16 protein-coding genes and 1 tRNA gene are annotated in these 16,819 nt (G+C 41.8%); 15 read left to right on the top strand and 2 right to left on the bottom strand.

What is annotated here, in order from left to right; genetic code table 11:
- The 7 genes from I2D56_RS03660 (at nt 1) to I2D56_RS03635 (ending at nt 7,002) form a co-directional block, all read left to right on the top strand.
- Complete coding sequence (locus tag I2D56_RS03660; RefSeq protein ID WP_195347987.1) at nt 1-1,212, top strand: chloride channel protein; 1,212 nt, start codon at nt 1-3, stop codon at nt 1,210-1,212.
- Nucleotides 1,213-1,329: 117 nt separating this feature from the next.
- Nucleotides 1,330-1,677 (top strand): 50S ribosomal protein L19, encoded by a 348-nt coding sequence (gene rplS / locus I2D56_RS03655; protein ID WP_003016418.1) that lies wholly within the window; start codon nt 1,330-1,332, stop codon nt 1,675-1,677.
- A gap of 43 nt (nt 1,678-1,720) precedes the next feature.
- A tRNA-Arg gene (locus I2D56_RS03650) sits at nt 1,721-1,792 on the top strand.
- 241 nt (nt 1,793-2,033) lie between these two features.
- Nucleotides 2,034-2,453, top strand: coding sequence for a hypothetical protein (locus I2D56_RS03645; protein ID WP_229050177.1), 420 nt, complete (start codon nt 2,034-2,036; stop codon nt 2,451-2,453).
- 72 nt (nt 2,454-2,525) lie between these two features.
- Nucleotides 2,526-2,657, top strand: coding sequence for a hypothetical protein (locus I2D56_RS09845; RefSeq protein WP_267472196.1), 132 nt, complete (start codon nt 2,526-2,528; stop codon nt 2,655-2,657).
- Between the two features lie 525 nt (nt 2,658-3,182).
- Nucleotides 3,183-5,777, top strand: coding sequence for a TrlF family AAA-like ATPase (locus I2D56_RS03640; RefSeq protein ID WP_195347986.1), 2,595 nt, complete (start codon nt 3,183-3,185; stop codon nt 5,775-5,777).
- 412 nt (nt 5,778-6,189) lie between these two features.
- The gene (locus I2D56_RS03635) at nt 6,190-7,002 is read left to right on the top strand and encodes a PrsW family glutamic-type intramembrane protease (protein ID WP_195347985.1); all 813 of its coding nucleotides are present in this window, start codon (nt 6,190-6,192) and stop codon (nt 7,000-7,002) included.
- A gap of 46 nt (nt 7,003-7,048) precedes the next feature.
- On the opposite strand, the gene mnmE is transcribed toward I2D56_RS03635, so the two are convergent.
- Complete coding sequence (gene mnmE, locus I2D56_RS03630; RefSeq protein WP_195347984.1) at nt 7,049-8,422, bottom strand: tRNA uridine-5-carboxymethylaminomethyl(34) synthesis GTPase MnmE; 1,374 nt, start codon at nt 8,420-8,422, stop codon at nt 7,049-7,051.
- A 162-nt stretch (nt 8,423-8,584) separates the two neighbouring features.
- Here mnmE and rpiA point away from each other — a divergent pair, with 162 nt between their 5' ends.
- The 8 genes from rpiA (at nt 8,585) to I2D56_RS03590 (ending at nt 15,794) form a co-directional block, all read left to right on the top strand.
- Nucleotides 8,585-9,262, top strand: a complete 678-nt coding sequence (gene rpiA / locus I2D56_RS03625) for a ribose-5-phosphate isomerase RpiA (protein ID WP_040803071.1) — start codon at nt 8,585-8,587, stop codon at nt 9,260-9,262.
- A 126-nt stretch (nt 9,263-9,388) separates the two neighbouring features.
- The gene (locus tag I2D56_RS03620) at nt 9,389-10,600 is read left to right on the top strand and encodes a phosphopentomutase (protein WP_195347983.1); all 1,212 of its coding nucleotides are present in this window, start codon (nt 9,389-9,391) and stop codon (nt 10,598-10,600) included.
- 1 nt (nt 10,601) lies between these two features.
- Entirely contained in the window at nt 10,602-11,144 is a 543-nt protein-coding gene (locus I2D56_RS03615) for a DUF1697 domain-containing protein (protein ID WP_195213962.1), read from the top strand.
- Between the two features lie 13 nt (nt 11,145-11,157).
- Nucleotides 11,158-11,967, top strand: coding sequence for a purine-nucleoside phosphorylase (locus I2D56_RS03610; protein WP_123159244.1), 810 nt, complete (start codon nt 11,158-11,160; stop codon nt 11,965-11,967).
- Nucleotides 11,968-11,972: 5 nt separating this feature from the next.
- Nucleotides 11,973-13,238, top strand: a complete 1,266-nt coding sequence (locus I2D56_RS03605) for a chloride channel protein (RefSeq protein ID WP_195213961.1) — start codon at nt 11,973-11,975, stop codon at nt 13,236-13,238.
- A 345-nt stretch (nt 13,239-13,583) separates the two neighbouring features.
- Nucleotides 13,584-14,294 (top strand): purine-nucleoside phosphorylase, encoded by a 711-nt coding sequence (gene deoD, locus I2D56_RS03600; RefSeq protein ID WP_195348038.1) that lies wholly within the window; start codon nt 13,584-13,586, stop codon nt 14,292-14,294.
- Complete coding sequence (locus I2D56_RS03595) at nt 14,294-15,052, top strand: hypothetical protein (protein WP_123159242.1); 759 nt, start codon at nt 14,294-14,296, stop codon at nt 15,050-15,052. The genes deoD and I2D56_RS03595 overlap by 1 nt, the downstream gene beginning before the upstream one ends.
- A gap of 10 nt (nt 15,053-15,062) precedes the next feature.
- A complete protein-coding gene (locus tag I2D56_RS03590; protein WP_123159241.1) occupies nt 15,063-15,794 on the top strand; it encodes an NAD-dependent protein deacylase in 732 nt (243 codons plus the stop codon).
- A gap of 72 nt (nt 15,795-15,866) precedes the next feature.
- Here the strand turns inward: I2D56_RS03590 and I2D56_RS03585 are convergent, their stop codons facing one another.
- Nucleotides 15,867-16,775 carry a LysR family transcriptional regulator gene (locus I2D56_RS03585; RefSeq protein ID WP_120701981.1) on the bottom strand — a complete coding sequence of 303 codons (909 nt, stop codon included), beginning with the start codon at nt 16,773-16,775 and terminating at the stop codon, nt 15,867-15,869.
- Between the last annotated feature and the right edge of the window lie 44 nt (nt 16,776-16,819).

The raw sequence follows: 16,819 nt of genomic DNA, 5'->3' as shown, positions 1-16,819 counted from the left end.
ATGACGATAATTAAAAGAACCTTGGTTTATACCCTAGATGCAATTATAATCGGGGGGATCGTCGGGGTAATTGATACCCTCTTCGGGCGTGTCTTGATTGGGATTGGAGAAGTTCGTACGGATTACCTTCTCTATCTCTTACCCTTTCTGCCTCTAGCCGGTATCTTGATCACCTATCTCAATCGCACCTATGGAGGTAAGAGTCAAAAAGGGATGGAGCTCCTCTTTGAAGTAGGAGAGGGAAGGGAGAAAGCCATTCCCAAGCGCTTGATTCCCTTGACCATCCTTTCTACCTGGTTGACCCATCTCTTTGGTGGATCTGCTGGTAGAGAAGGAGTAGCGGTCCAGCTTGGGGGAACGGTGGCCCATGCTCTTCGAAGAGACTGGCTTGGCCCTCACGCTTCACGGATTTATTTGGTCACTGGGATGGCTGCCGGCTTCGGGGGACTCTTTCAGACGCCTCTAGCTGCCATCTTCTTTGCCATGGAGGTCCTAGTGGTTGGGAGACTGGAGTGGCGGGCTCTTTATCCTGCGGCCATTGCATCCTTTGTTGCTAGTTGGACTTCTCACACCTTGGGACTAGAAAAGTTTACTCAAGTCATTTCTGCCAAACTCTCCCTATCCCCACAAGTCTTCTTGCAGTTGCTTCTCTTGGGAGTCATCTTTGGTTTGACAGGCAAGCTCTTTGCCTATCTCCTAGGCACCTTTAAAAAAAGTTTTGCCCAAGCCTTTGTCAATTCCTATGTACGGATTGGAGTGGTTGGTCTCGGCCTGAGTATTCTCTTGTATCTGATTGGGACAGGTCGCTACACGGGACTGGGGACAAACCTGATTTCTCAAAGCTTTACTATTGCTAATGGGAAGAGTTTGATTACTGGGGCAGACTGGATCCTCAAGCTACTCTTCACGGTGACGACCATTGCTGCAGGCTATAAGGGAGGAGAAGTGACCCCGCTCTTTTCTATCGGGGCCAGTCTGGGTGTCTGGCTAGCTCCTTTCTTTGGACTTCCGGTTTATCTGGTAGCTGCCTTAGGCTATGCGGCAGTCTTTGCCGGAGCAACCTCGACGACGATTGGACCTATCTTGATTGGGTGTGAGGTCTTTGGTTTCCAGCATTGGCCAGCCTTTCTCTTGGTTTGTCTAGTCGCAACTCGCCTCTTTCCAGCCCTGTCTATCTATGGTGGACAAAAAGTTGCGAAAAAGTTGCAATAATCCTTTACAAAAGGACATTCTTTTGGTATTATAAACTTTGTGCGTAATGGAAGCACAAAAATACAGTTTATCCGCTGAGGGAGTAGCCCTCAAGATTGACGAAGATAGGAGAATAAAATGAATCCATTAATTCAAAGCTTGACTGAAGGTCAACTTCGTACTGATATCCCTGCATTCCGTCCTGGTGACACTGTTCGTGTACACGCGAAAGTTGTCGAAGGAACTCGTGAACGTATCCAGATCTTTGAAGGCGTTGTTATCGCTCGTAAAGGTCAAGGACACACTGAAATGTACACTGTTCGTAAAATCTCTAACGGTGTCGGTGTTGAACGTACATTCCCAGTACACACTCCACGTGTAGAAAAGATTGAAGTTGTACGTTACGGTAAAGTACGTCGTGCGAAATTGTACTACCTTCGTGCATTGCAAGGTAAAGCAGCTCGTATTAAAGAAATCCGTCGTTAAGACGAATGAGGAGGCGGGAGTGATCTCGCTTCTTTTTTTATAGGTCCCCTTAGTTCAATGGATATAACAACTCCCTCCTAAGGAGTAGTTGCTGGTTCGATTCCGGCAGGGGACAGAATTTAAAAAGAAAACACTGAAAATTCAGTGTTTTTTTGTTGGCTTATACAAGGATGGATCTTTGAGAAAGTGCTTGTATGGTATAATAGTGGAAGAAGAGAACAATTAATTTCACTTACTGAGCAAATGTGGGTTGCCTTGAGAGGGAAACTTTCAGAGGATGATGTATTGTCATTGAAATAGCTTGTAAATTCGTAAATCATATGGGAATGTGGTAGCTAGACTGAAAGGAGTAGGTCATGGGGAAAATGAATCAGTCAGCCAAGATGGGAACACCAAAGAAAGCCTCCATTGGAGCCTTAGTTGTGGGGAAAAATCTCTCTGATTTTCTTGTGTATGGATCGACCATCTTCTGGATTTTCTTTCTGATGCCAGGGTTCTTCTTGCTGAGTTTTGTCTTCTTGTTTTTCACTGGTGAGTCCAATGCAAAAGGCTCAGACTTTCCAATTTTTCTCTACTATATCTTTATCATTCTCTTTTTCGCGCTGATTATGGGCTTGCTTTGGCTAGGATTCAAGTATCTGAAAGGGTTTGATAACTACCTAAGAAGTATCTTGATAAAAGATGTCAGTGATCAAGAGCTGTTGACCAAGTTGGAGATAGCAGATGAGGGTGAGCGGCTCATAGCTTTGACCCAATGCTTAATCCATGAAAGCTAGCGGCCTCAAGTACGAGTAGGGAGTGTCGATGTAAGGGAAGAAAAAAGCTGGGTCGTAAAGAAACAATATTGAATGGAGGTTGTCACAGACTGGGGATCTTTTAAGAAGATCCCGCTCCAAGTCGTCCAAGTGGAGAAGGTGGAAAAAGCGATCCATCAGGACGATACCTTTGCAGAAATTAGCCAACCAAAATGGGAAGACTAAAAAGCGTGAATGCACGCTTTTTTTGTTTGTGATAATGAAAGAATGGGGTGAATTGGAGCTAGTAATAAATTAGTAAAATATTCCAGACAATTGCATATAATGGTTTGATTTTTTAGGAAAGAAGGGGTAAAATTGTATTAATATAATAATTGATAGGAGGTCTGATTAAGAATGGTTTAGTTTTGGAGTTATTAACTGTTAAATAATAACCTACAATATTTATATAAAACTCATTAATTACATAGGTCTATGATAATGTTTCATGGCATATTTTTATAGAACCTAAAGAAAGTCAATTTTTAGATTCATAAGGTACATTTGTAAACGGTAAAGAAGGTTGGAAGGAAGAGTTCTTGCGTCAAATTTCTGAGCGAGACGAAGCGAAAACTCTCATAGATGATGATCGGTACCGAATCGTTGGCTTACCATTCTTTAACGAAGAGGTAAGTAAGGATGAAGTTAGGGAAAGATTGAGAGAGATGTAATCACTTTAATAAAATTAGTATGATAAATTGGAGGATAAAAGTGTCAAACAGAGGATCAGAATATAGAAAATGGGATATGCATATCCACTCTCCATATACTATGGTAAATAATCAGTTTGGATTATCAGATGGTAAAGGAAAAATATTTGAAGATAAATTTATTCAAAAAATAATAGAAAGTAATATTTCTGCAGTTGGATTGACGAATTATTTTAATTTTACTGAGGAAGACTTTAGGTTAAAAAATAAGTTAAACAATATAGGTATAGCAACTTTCTTAAATCTTGAGGTAAGACTTTCATACATCAATAAACATGACCAACTTTTTGATTACCATATAATTTTTGATAATGAGTTAGAAGATGTAACTATAAAAAATATACTTGCACAATTAAAAGCTAATATTGGTAGCACAGATAAATCTTTTAATACTCTAACAAATAGTGAAATTGAAAATGTTGCAAATATTGATTTCAGTACATTGATGAACGTGTTAAATAACGATAATGATTTAGGTGGTAGGTTTTTGACTGGTTTTCTTGCTAGAGGTCACGGTAGTGCTACTAGCGACTCTGATCCTAAAAATATGGCAGTTTATGAAAATATCTGTGTTAAATCAGATTTTCTGATTCATTCGAGTTGTGATGATCCAGCAACTTGTAAAGATAAAAAATGTGCTCATAATAATATCATGAACGATAGAGAATACTGGCTGAATCATTCACCATATGTTAGGCCATTACTTCAATCTTCAGATGCTCATTCATTAGAAGAAATCGGAACAAAATATTCTTGGGTTAAAGCTGATTTAACTTTTGAAGGTTTAAAGCAAATAAAATATGAACCTGAGTATCGTATTTGTGTTAAGAAAGATAAACCAATTCTTGAAAAAGATGAACTTGTCATTGACAGCGTCCATTATAAGAATTGTAACATATATTTATCTGAAAATTTAAATGCAATTATTGGGGGACGTTCAACTGGTAAGTCAACTTTATTAAATTCAATTGCGAAAAAATTGGGACATGAATTGAGTACTAAGGCCTACTCATTTGAAAATTTGGATGATTTTCAAATTATTTGGAAAGACCAACAAGAAGACAATTCTAGACGCATTGAGTATATACCTCAAGAGCATATGTATACTTTAGCTAGAGAAAGGGAGAAACTTAAGGATTTAGTGGGAAGTATTATTCAGTCAAAAGATATGGACCTTGAGCTAAAGAAATATGAGCAAAACTGTAACAATTTGCGAATTGAAATTATTGAGTTGCTTGAAAATTATAAAGAGAATCAAAATTCAATTAGTGAGTTGGTTAAGCCTGAAGCAGAGGAGCAAGCTACGAAAAATCGAATAGAAAACTATGAGGCTAATATAAAATTATTAATGGATGATAGTAAGATATCTGAAATGGAGGGTAAGTTATTTGAAACTCAAAATAGAGAATTACAAGAGTTAAAAAACAAAAGAGCCATTTATGAATCCGATTTAAAATATTTATCTAGTATACCACCAATTACATTTGAAATTAAAAGTTATGATAATACATTGTCGCCTTCACCAGATTTGAGAATCGAGATTGGTCAACTGAATGCTAGATTACAAGATACATTTAGAAAACAACAAGAATATGAAATTGGAAGAATTAAATTAAATAAAGAAGATCAAATTCGAATTAATGAAAATAAGATAAATAGTATAGAAAATGATAGTACTTATAAAAGATGTATTGAGGCTACTAAAAATAATTCAGAAATAGCAAGATTAAATTCTCTTATTAAGGGTGAATATGATAATTTATCTAGGATTGAAAAATTCAAAAATAGAAAAAATGAACTTGATAAAGAGAATATAGATATCAAGAATAAAATTATTTCAAAATATAAAGTTTATTCCAAATATAGAGAGGATTTGTTAAGTTCTTTTAAAATTGAAGATGACGATAGTTTAAAAATCTCAATTGAATTTAATTTAAAAGATCTTGAACCGGAATTTGATTACATCAGTGCCCGTGGTCGTTCAAAACAAGATTTTATAGATAAACTAACAAATTCTTTTGATGAGGTAATTGACTCAATATTTGAAGATGATAATCTCACATTTAATGGTAATAGAAATAAGTTAAACCATATAGAGCATTTTTTTACAACAAATTTTTATGACTATCAATTTGAAATCGAATATCAAGGTGATAAGTTTGATCAAATGTCTCCTGGGAAAAAAGCATTTATAGTATTAAAATTAATATTGGAATTTTCGGATAGTAAAATCCCAGTATTAATTGACCAGCCTGAAGACAGTTTGGATAATAGAGCAATATATAATCAACTAACGCAGTATATTAAACAAACCAAACTAAAACGGCAAATAATAATTGTTACTCATAATCCCAATATAGTTGTGGCTGGAGATGCGGAAAATATTATTGTAGCAAATCAACAATCTGATGATTTTCCAAATCAAAATGGTGAGAAGTTTGACTATATAAATGGAGCTTTAGAGAATAATAAGAACAATTTAGAATCTCAATTTATACTTCAAAAACAGAGTATTAGAACACATGTTTGTGATATTCTAGAGGGTGGAGAAGATGCATTTATTAATAGAGAAAAAAAATATAGTTTTAATCACTAGAAAATATTAATTTTATACATTTCATCTTGATTCTTAAACTTATATTGATTCAAGATAGCAGATCTATTATATGTTTTTAAGAGCCTTTTACTAGTTTAAATAAGTCAAGACTGAAGTCTAGAACTGATAACACTGGGGGCGAACTATTTAATCGCAATTCCAGTTGTTTAGAAACCGAAGTTTCAGGGATAGCACTGAAACCCGATGAGTAAAAACTCAACCTGATTTTCCTGACAATGTTATGTCTTATGTTTTATCATGTAGAATTCTTCATCGCAAGGATTAACAGTAACCAGCAATCGCAATTTCCGTAGCCATTTATTGTTTTTTTAAGATTTTATTGTTACAATAACCATACAGACAAAAAGACTGGATTTCCAGCCTTTTTAATTGTTTTAAAGAAAGGTTTTTTATGAAACGCAAATCGATTTTGTTTCTATTTTTATTCTTACTCTCCATTGGTCTAGCTTATGAGACGCAGTCTATCACAGCTGGTTGGATGACTGGATCTCAGTATGGGATCATTGGTATCTCTGTCCTCTTGCTCTTAGTTTATGCGATTCCTGCTGTTTGGGCTCTCTTTCATTTCGCGAAGAAGTGGAAGTTGTCCTGGATTCCGGTCCTCTTTTCACTTCTAGGTGGCGGCTTTATCGCAGGTTGGTTGTCTAGTTTTGCCAATACCTATTTCCATGAGATGATTCAAGCAGTAGCGCCCAATAGCGATTTTTGGAACCAGTACGAGAGTGCTATTGCAGGCCCGCTCTTTGAGGAACCCTTCAAGTTGATTCCGATTTTCTTTGTCCTCTATTTATTCAATGTGCGTCGGATCAAGTCCATCTTCCTTTTAGCTATTGCATCTGGTCTTGGTTTCCAGATTGTGGAGGACTTTGCCTATATCCGTCAAGACATGCCAGAAGGTTTCTCTTATGCAGTATCTGGTATCCTAGGCCGGATCATGAATGGGGTCGTATCTCACTGGGTCTACACAGCTCTGTTCATGCTAGGTCTCTACTTGATCCTTCAAGCTACAAAAGGTCGCAAGGAATTGATGGTGACGGGTTGGTTCTATTTTGTAGCTGGCTTTGGCCTTCACTTTGTCGGCAATTCACCATTTGGCCAAATCGAGACAGAACTCCCTCTCGCTATCCCTTTCTTAACAGCAGTAGGACTCTTCTTGATCTACCAAGCTTACCAAACCGTCCAAAGTCTGGACCAAGGAAATTAAGAATAGAAAAATCGTATGTTTGCAACATACGATTTTTTTTTGATGGTTATTTTCCAAGACAGAACTGGCTGAAGAGTTGAGTGATGAGCTCGTCTGGTGCAGCATCCCCTGTGATTTCTCCGAGGATTTCCCAAGTGCGGGTTAGATCGACTTGAAGCAGGTCCACTGGCATACCCATGGCCAGGCCTTCGTTGACTGCTTGGAGGCTTTCAACGGCTTTCTCAATGAGAGAGATGTGGCGGGCATTGGAGAGGTAAGTAGCATCTTGCTCCACTAGGCCAGCATTTTCAAAGAAGAGGGCATTGATCCGGTCTTCAATTTGGTTGATATTTTGGTTTTTGAGGACAGAAATCTTGATATGATCAGCTGGGATCTCATCCAACTCGATTTGTTGCGGGAGATCGACCTTGTTGAGTAGGATGATGCGGTTGCTGTCTTGGGAGATCTCAAGGAGCTGCCGATCTTGATCAGTCAGAGGCTCGCTAGCGTTGAGGACCAGGAGGACCAGGTCGGCTTCTTTGAGGGCTTTGCGAGAGCGCTCCACCCCGATGCGTTCGACGATATCCTCTGTCTCCCGGATCCCAGCCGTATCGACGAGCTTGAGGGGAACCCCGTTGATATTGACGTATTCCTCGATGACATCTCGGGTCGTCCCTTCGATATCGGTCACGATGGCTTTTTCCTCGCGCAGGAGGTTGTTCAGAAGGCTGGATTTACCGACGTTTGGCCGCCCGATGATAGCAGTTGAGATTCCTTCGCGAAGGATCTTACCCCGGCGAGCTGTCTTGAGGAGATTGGTCAAGAGGGCTTCAAACTCAGTGGTCTTTTCGCGGATGATCTCAGTGGTTGCTTCCTCGACATCGTCGTACTCAGGATAGTCGATGTTGACTTCGACCTGAGCCAGAGTATTGAGGATCTCTTGGCGCGTGTTGTTGATGAGATCAGATAGGGATCCGTCCAACTGTTTGACTGCGATGTTCATAGCCTTGTCGGTTTTAGCGCGGATAATATCCATGACTGCCTCAGCTTGGGTCAAATCGACACGACCATTCAGGAAGGCCCGCTTGGTAAATTCACCAGGCTCAGCTAATCGAGCGCCTTCGCGAATCACCAATTGAAGGATTTCGTTGGTCACCGCAATCCCACCGTGGGTATTAATCTCGATGATGTCTTCACGAGTGAAGGTCTTAGGCGAGCGCATGGCACCGACCATGACTTCATCCAGAATCTCATCTTTAGCTGGATCCACGATGTGGCCGTAGTTGAGGGTGTGGCTGGCAACGCTGCTTAAGTCTTTTCCTTTAAAGATCTTTTGCGCGATTTTAAAGCTGTCTGTTCCGCTTAGGCGGACAATCCCGATTGCTCCCTCACCGAGAGGGGTCGAGATAGCAGCGATGGTATCAAATTCTCTAGTAATCATGTATCTTCTCTTTTCCTGTGTATTCTCTTCTATTCTATCGTAAACTAGCAAGAGGGGCAAGATATTGCTTTTAGAAGGAGGAGTTGAAAAGGTTTTCAGTTAAGTAGTGAAATCTGTCCGCCAATATGCTATACTAAATACGAACAGAAATGGAGGTCTAAGATGGTAAACCTAAAAGAACAGGTAGGTATTAAGGCGGCTGAGTTTGTCACTGACGGCATGATTGTCGGTCTCGGTACAGGGTCAACTGCTTATTATTTTGTAGCTGAATTGGGGCGTCGCATCAAGGAAGAAGGCTTGAAGATTACAGCTGTAACGACCTCAAGCGTGACCTATGAGCAGGCAGAAGGCTTGGGTATTCCGCTAAAAGCGATTGACGATGTAGAAGTGGTGGACTTGACCGTCGATGGTGCGGACGAAGTAGACCCTGCTTTGAACGGCATCAAAGGTGGTGGCGGTGCCCTCTTGATGGAGAAAATCGTTGCGACCAACTCAAAAGACTGCATCTGGATTGTTGATGAGTCAAAACAAGTGGAGACGCTTGGTGCCTTTAAACTACCAGTAGAAGTGGTTCAATACGGAGCAGAAAATCTTTTCCGTCATTTTGAAAAGAAGGGCTATTCACCAGCTTACCGTGAAAAAGATGGACAGCGCTTTGTGACCGATCAAGGGAACTTTATCATTGATTTGGATTTGAAAGTGATCCCAGACGCTGAAGCCTTAGCAGAAGAGTTGGACCGGACTGTCGGTGTTGTCGACCATGGTCTCTTCTTAGGAATGGTTTCTAAAGTCATCGTAGGGACACCAGAAGGTCCAAAAATCATAAGCAAATCACTTTAAAAAGGGCATTTTGTCCTTTTTTCTACGGATATGAAACTTATTTATAAAATTTTATATGAAAGCGTTACATTTTCAAAAAATTGTGTTATACTGTATTCAGTTTAAATTATAAAGGAGACATTCAAAATGCCAAAATTTAATCGTATGCATTTAGTTGTATTGGATTCAGTAGGGATCGGAGCAGCTCCAGATGCTAATAACTTTGTCAATGCTGGTGTACCTGACGGCGCATCTGACACACTTGGACACATCTCAAAAGCAGTTGGTTTGAATGTACCAAACATGGCAAAGCTTGGTCTTGGAAATATTCCGCGTGAACAAGCCTTGAAGACTGTACCTGCTGAGAGCAATCCAACTGGTTACGCAACGAAGTTAGAAGAAGTCTCTCTTGGAAAAGATACCATGACAGGTCACTGGGAAATCATGGGCCTTAATATTACAGAACCCTTTGATACTTTCTGGAATGGATTCCCAGAAGAAATTATTACTAAGATTGAAGAATTCTCAGGTCGTAAGGTCATCCGCGAAGCTAACAAACCTTATTCTGGTACAGCGGTCATCGATGACTTCGGACCACGCCAAATGGAAACCGGCGAGTTGATCATCTATACATCAGCTGACCCAGTTCTTCAAATTGCAGCCCACGAAGACATCATTCCTTTGGATGAACTCTACCGTATCTGTGAATACGCTCGTTCTATTACGTTGGAACGTCCAGCCCTTCTTGGACGGATCATTGCTCGTCCTTATGTTGGGGAACCAGGAAACTTCACTCGTACAGCCAACCGTCGTGACTTGGCCGTTTCACCATTTGCGCCAACTGTTTTGGACAAATTGAACGAAGCTGGTATCGATACTTACTCAGTTGGTAAGATCAGCGATATCTTCAACGGCGCTGGTATCAACCATGATATGGGCCACAACAAATCAAACAGCCACGGTATTGACAACTTGATCAAGGCTATGAAATCAGAAGACTTTAAACATGGCTTCTCGTTCACTAACTTGGTAGACTTCGATGCCCTTTATGGACACCGTCGTGATCCACACGGTTACCGTGATTGCTTGCATGAGTTTGACGAGCGCTTGCCAGAAATCATCGCTGCTATGAAAGAAGATGATCTCTTGATGATCACAGCTGACCACGGAAATGACCCAACTTATGCTGGTACTGACCATACGCGTGAGTATATCCCATTCTTGGCTTACAGCCCATCCTTCAAAGGTAGTGGCTTGATTCCAGTTGGACACTTTGCGGATATTTCAGCTACAGTGGCGGACAACTTCGGTGTGGAGAAAGCCATGATCGGTGAAAGCTTCTTAGATAAATTGGTCTAAGATGATGCGATTTGCCTTACTCGTAAGAGGAATCAATGTTGGCGGCAAGAATAAGGTGGTCATGGCGGATCTGCGTCATCAATTGACGGAGCTAGGCCTCAGCCAAGTGGAAACCTACATCAATAGTGGCAATATCTTCTTTACGACGGATCTTTCGCGGACTCAATTAGTGGAGGGGCTGTCGACCTTCTTTGGGAACCATTATCCCTTTATTGAGCGCTTTTCTCTCTTGAGTCGAGAAGACTATGAAGCAGAATGTGCGAACTTACCGGAATGGTGGACAGAAGAGATGGCTCGTAAGGATGTCCTCTTTTACACCGAGGGTTTGGGTAGGGAATCCGTAGAAGAGAAGCTGCTGGCTTTAGATTTAGGAGAAGAAGTGCTCCACTTTGGCAAGCTAGCGGTTTTCTGGGGGAAATTCTCAGAAGAAAGCTATGTTAAAACGGCCTACCACAAACATCTGATGAAGATGCCTTTCTATCGCCAGATGACTATTCGCAACGCCAACACCTTTGACAAAATCGGTGCATTACTTAAGAAATAATAGGAGGAACACAATGACATTATTAGCAAAAATCAATGAAACAGCAGCATTTTTGAAGGGCAAAGGAATCGAAGCTCCTGAGTTCGGTTTGATCCTTGGATCAGGTCTTGGAGAATTGGCTGAAGAAATCGAAAATGCCGTCGTAGTAGACTACTCTGACATTCCAAACTGGGGTCAATCAACAGTAGTCGGACATGCTGGTAAATTGGTTTATGGTGATCTTGCTGGACGTAAAGTCTTGGCCCTTCAAGGACGTTTCCACTTCTACGAAGGAAACCCATTAGAAGTGGTGACTTTCCCAGTTCGCGTCATGAAAGTATTGGGCTGTGAAGGGGTGCTTGTCACCAACGCTGCTGGAGGTATCGGCTTCGGTCCTGGTACCTTGATGGCTATTACTGACCACATCAACATGACAGGTCAAAACCCATTGATCGGTGAAAACTTGGATGACTTTGGTCCACGTTTCCCTGATATGTCCAAAGCTTACACTCCAGAATACCGTGAAACTGCTCATCAAGTAGCAGACAAATTGGGTATTAAGTTGGATGATGGAGTTTATATCGGTGTGACTGGTCCAACTTATGAAACTCCAGCTGAAATCCGTGCATATAAGACTCTTGGTGCAGACGCTGTCGGAATGTCAACTGTTCCTGAAGTCATCATTGCTGCTCACTCTGGTTTGAAGGTTCTTGGTATTTCATGTATTACCAACTTTGCGGCTGGTTTCCAAGAAGAGCTCAACCACGAAGAAGTAGTGGAAGTGACAGAGCGCGTCAAAGGAGACTTCAAAGGATTGCTGAAAGCGATTCTTGCTGAATTGTAAAAAAGATGGAAAGAATTGTGAGAATCATCCAAGCAATTCCCTATAAACTGAGAATAGTCCTAGCAGCTTGTCTGCTAGGGCTTGTTTCGGGTTTTGCAGGTATTATTCTTCATGATCTTCTAGAATTTGTTGAAGGGCTAGTATTTGGTCACTCCGAGCATGAGTCTAGTTTTTTGACGGATGGAGTTCCCCCTTATCGGATAGGAATCAATTTACTAATTGTAGGTCTTACTTCAGCCTTAGTCTGGTATTTTTTGCAACGAAAGGGGAAGCTTCTCTCCATCAAGGGGCAGATGAATGAGGAAGATTCCCGTCTTTCCCTTCATTTCTGGAGACAATTGCTCCATTCTAGCTGGCAAATTGTGGCTGTTGGAGGAGGAGCACCGATCGGCAAGGAAGGAGCGCCCCGAGAGATCGGGGCCTTGTTGGCAGGTCGTCTTGCGAAAGGTTTTGGCCTGCCGCTGGCAGATCGTGTTTTTTTGATCGCTTGTGGGGCGGGAGCAGGATTGGCTGCGGTTTACCAAGTCCCTTTAACGAGTGTGTTTTTTATTTTTGAAACCTTAGGCATTGCATTTTCACTTAAACGCTTTTTCTTGGCAGGGATTTCCACATATGTGGCTGCTTATACGGCAGGTTGGGTGATTTCAGATCATGCACTCTACAAGCTGCCGGTTACGACTTGGTCACTACAGGTGTTGTGGTTGATGCCAATCTTAGTCTTGGTCTTAACGCCCCTAGCCTTTGGATTTGCGCGATTGACCAAGCAAGTTACTGCTCATCGGATTAAAGATAAGCGTATTCTCATGACTCTTCCACTTGCATTTCTTTTCTTAGCTGGCCTAGCTCAGAAACTGCCCCACCTTCTTGGAAATGGACGAATGGTAGCTCAGGAGGTCATTAATGGAATTTCATGGAAGACGGCCTTCCTCTTGTTTGTCCTAAAGGTACTTGTCGTTTTGATTACTCTCTGGGCGGGAGCTTATGGAGGGACTTTGACGCCTTCCTTTGCCTTGGGGATGGCAGGAGCGGCACTTTTCACTCTAGCTTTTGGACTTGAGAGTCCATCTTCCATCTTACTTATTGGAGCTGTCTGCTTTTTGACCGTGACCTTAAAGGCTCCCTTTTCTGCAATAGGTTTGGTGATTGGATTTACAGGTCAAGGATTAGATGCGCTGCCTTACCTTTTACTAACAGCCTTTCTAACTGTTGGTTTGACCCAAAGATTGGATTGTATGATGGGGAGAAAATTAAAGGAGTCTTCAAGTAGATAAGATTCAGGAGCTTTTATGGAGGGGATTTACCCTACAAGCTAGATGAATTCTATCTTCTTATGGTATAATTGATGTATACGCAATAGGTCAGGTTAGTCTGGGGTTCAAATAGAATCTGAGGCCTGACCTATAAGAAAAAAACAAGAAGCTAGAGCGTGTGTTCTCTATGAACACGAGCGGAAAGCTTTTCTGAACAAAATACACACAGAAAGGTAGGGTTAACCGTATTCGCTGAACTGAATACGGGCGGAGAACTGTGTAAAAAAGATAAACTGTCCAGCATCTACGATGCGTCGTCAGTTTCCTATTTTTACTTTGTTCTCTGTCGCCCTCTATATCTTAATTATGTCTATCCATATTGCTGCTAAGCAAGGTGAAATTGCTGATAAAATTCTCCTTCCTGGAGATCCTCTTCGTGCGAAATTTATCGCTGAGAATTTCCTTGAAGATGCTGTTTGCTTTAACGAAGTCCGTAACATGTTTGGTTACACAGGTACTTACAAAGGTCACCGTGTATCTGTTATGGGAACAGGAATGGGGATGCCATCCATCTCTATTTATGCGCGCGAGTTGATTGTTGACTACGGAGTGAAGAAATTAATCCGTGTGGGAACGGCTGGTTCTTTGAATGAGGATGTTCACGTCCGTGAATTGGTCTTGGCTCAAGCAGCTGCAACCAACTCAAACATCATCCGCAACGATTGGCCTCAATACGATTTCCCACAAATCGCTAGCTTTGATTTGTTAGATAAAGCCTACCACATTGCCAAAGACCTTGGCATGACGACGCATGTCGGCAATGTCTTGTCTTCTGATGTCTTCTATTCAAACTACTTTGAAAAGAACTTAGAGCTTGGTAAATGGGGCGTAAAAGCTGTAGAAATGGAAGCGGCAGCGCTTTACTATCTTGCCGCTCAATACCATGTTGATGCCCTTGCCATCATGACCATTTCTGATAGCTTGGTCAATCCAGAAGAAGATACGACAGCTGAAGAACGTCAAAATACTTTCACAGATATGATGAAAGTTGGTCTTGAAACCTTGATTGCAGACTAATGACAGAATATCTTCATGATGAGTGGCTTTACGACCTTCAGACCTACCAGTATGGTCGGGCCCTCCGCTCTGCTAAGAAGCAGAAGGAAGTGCCAGAGCTTGTCTTGACCTTATTGGACTTAATGGCCGAGCGTCGAGAGCTTAATATCCAGCCAATCATGAACCAAAAGTTGAGAACCAAGTTGCTGGATGCAACAGGTTTTCAGCTTTTTTGGCATGAGGATCCAGAAGAGGAACAGCTAGCTAACTACCTTTATGACTTAGAAGCTAAGCTCCGCAACGATCAGATGATTGACTTCATTCGTGCGGTGAGTCCTGCTATTTACCGGATCTTTATGCGCTTGATTGAAATGCAGATCCCTGATATTGCAGACTACATTCACAACTCCAAGGAGTCTAGCTATGACCATTGGAAGTTTGACAAAATTCGGTCATCTGACCATCCAGCCTTGCAGAATTTCCATAGCGAGAGTGCAGTCAATTCGTCCAGTTTGACGGAGTTGATTTTACTTTTAGACTTGCCGGATTCCACCATGGATGCGGCCAAGCAACTGCGGGAGTTGGAAAAATCTGTCCGCAATCCTTTGGCCCATTTGATCAAACCCTTTGATGAGGAAAAATTGCACCGGACGACAGGTTTCTCTTCTCAACATTTTATGGAGCTCTTAGTGAGCTTGGCCCAGGAGACGGGGATTGTTTATCAACGAGAACCTTTTTATTTCGACCAGGCCAATGCCCTTATCGAGGCTCTCTTGTGAGGAGGAAGACATGGATAAACTAAAAGAGTTGCAGGACGTGATTGACCGTAGTCAGAATATTGTCTTTTTTGGTGGAGCAGGTGTCTCTACAGAGTCCAATATTCCAGATTTTCGTAGCTCAGATGGCGTCTATAGTGTCACCTTAGGTCGTCATTTTACAGCTGAGCAATTGGTCTCTCATACCATGTTTGAGCGCTATCCAGAGGATTTTTTCGACTTTTATAAGAAATACCTGCTCTATCCTGATGCCAAACCCAATGTAGCCCATCGTTATCTTGCTTGGCTGGAGCAGACAGGGAAGCTTAAGGCAGTGGTGACGCAAAATATTGATAGTCTCCATGAGATGGCAGGATCTAAAAAAGTCTTGAAACTCCATGGTAGTGCCGATCGCAATTACTGTACGGGCTGTCAGCGCTTTTATGATCTGGAGGCCTTTCTAGCTTTGGCAGGGACTATTCCTCATTGCCTCGACTGTGGCAAGGTGGTCAAGCCGGATGTGACCCTTTACGAGGAACCCCTCGATATGGACGTCTTTAGCCAAGCAGCTCGAGCTATCCAAGAGGCTGACCTTCTCATCATCGGTGGAACTTCCCTTGTGGTCTATCCAGCAGCCAGCTTGATACAATATTTCCAAGGGAAGAATCTTGTCGTGATCAACAAAACCAGTATCCAGCAAGACAAGCAGGCGGACCTGGTTATTGAAGGGAAGATTGGCCAAGTGTTTTCTAAATTAAGACAATAAAAGAACACCTGAAGGAAGTAGAAGGCTACTTGTTTCAGGTGTTTTTATTGGGCTTGTGTAGATGGTTAGTCCTTATTTATCAAATCGGACTTCCTCAAGTAAGTATTCGATAAATTTCTCACCCATCTTGGAGAGGCTAGCTTTCTCATGTTGGATATAGACCAGCTCGATTGGGTCATCAATATCTAGTGGGATGGAGACGATATTGTCTCCGTTGAGGTTGCTATTGAGGATACCGGTCGCAATAGTGTAGCCGTCCAGACCAATCAAGAGATTGAAGAGGGTGGCACGGTCGCTGACCACGATAGACTTTTTGTGATGCTCTTGGGAGAGGATCTCTTCTGAGAAGTAGAAGGAGTTGTGGGTCCCTTGGTCATAGCTGAGATAAGGGAAGTCTTCTAGGTCTTCTAGCTTGACCACATCTTTGTTTGCCAACGGATTGGACTTGCTGACGAAGATGTGGGGCTGGGCTGTGAAGAGGTGGGTTGCCTTGAGGTGGCTATCATCTAGCATTTTTGAGAGGACATCCCGGTTGTACCCATTCAGGAAGAGGACACCAATCTCACTTCGGAAGTTCTTGACGTCATCGATGATTTCCCAGGTTCTAGTCTCCCGTAGGAAGAGCTCGTATTTCTCCATATCGCTTTTCTTGAGGAGAGAGACGAAGGCTTCGACCACGAAGGCATAGTGCTGGGATGATACGCTAAAGAGCTCCCGATTGGCTACTGGATTTTTATAGCGTTCTTCTAAGAGTTGGGTCTGCTCCACGACTTGACGGGCATAAGAAAGGAACTCCATCCCATCCTTGGTCAGAGTGATACCTTTGGGATTACGGATGAAGATGTCAATCCCCATTTCTTTTTCCAAGTCCCGCACAGCATTAGACAAACTTGGCTGGGTAATGAAGAGTTGTTTGGATGCCTCATTCATAGAGCCTGTTTCGACGATTTTGATAATGTAATGTAATTGTTGGATTCTCATGCTTATATTTTAACATACTTTTCGCAGAAAATCCTAGCTGGTAT

It is taken from the genome of Streptococcus australis, assembly GCF_015553625.1.
GTDB lineage: Bacteria > Bacillota > Bacilli > Lactobacillales > Streptococcaceae > Streptococcus > Streptococcus australis_B.
The sequence above is the reverse complement of the archived record's forward strand: the minus strand, read 5'-3'. Positions and strand labels throughout refer to the sequence as shown.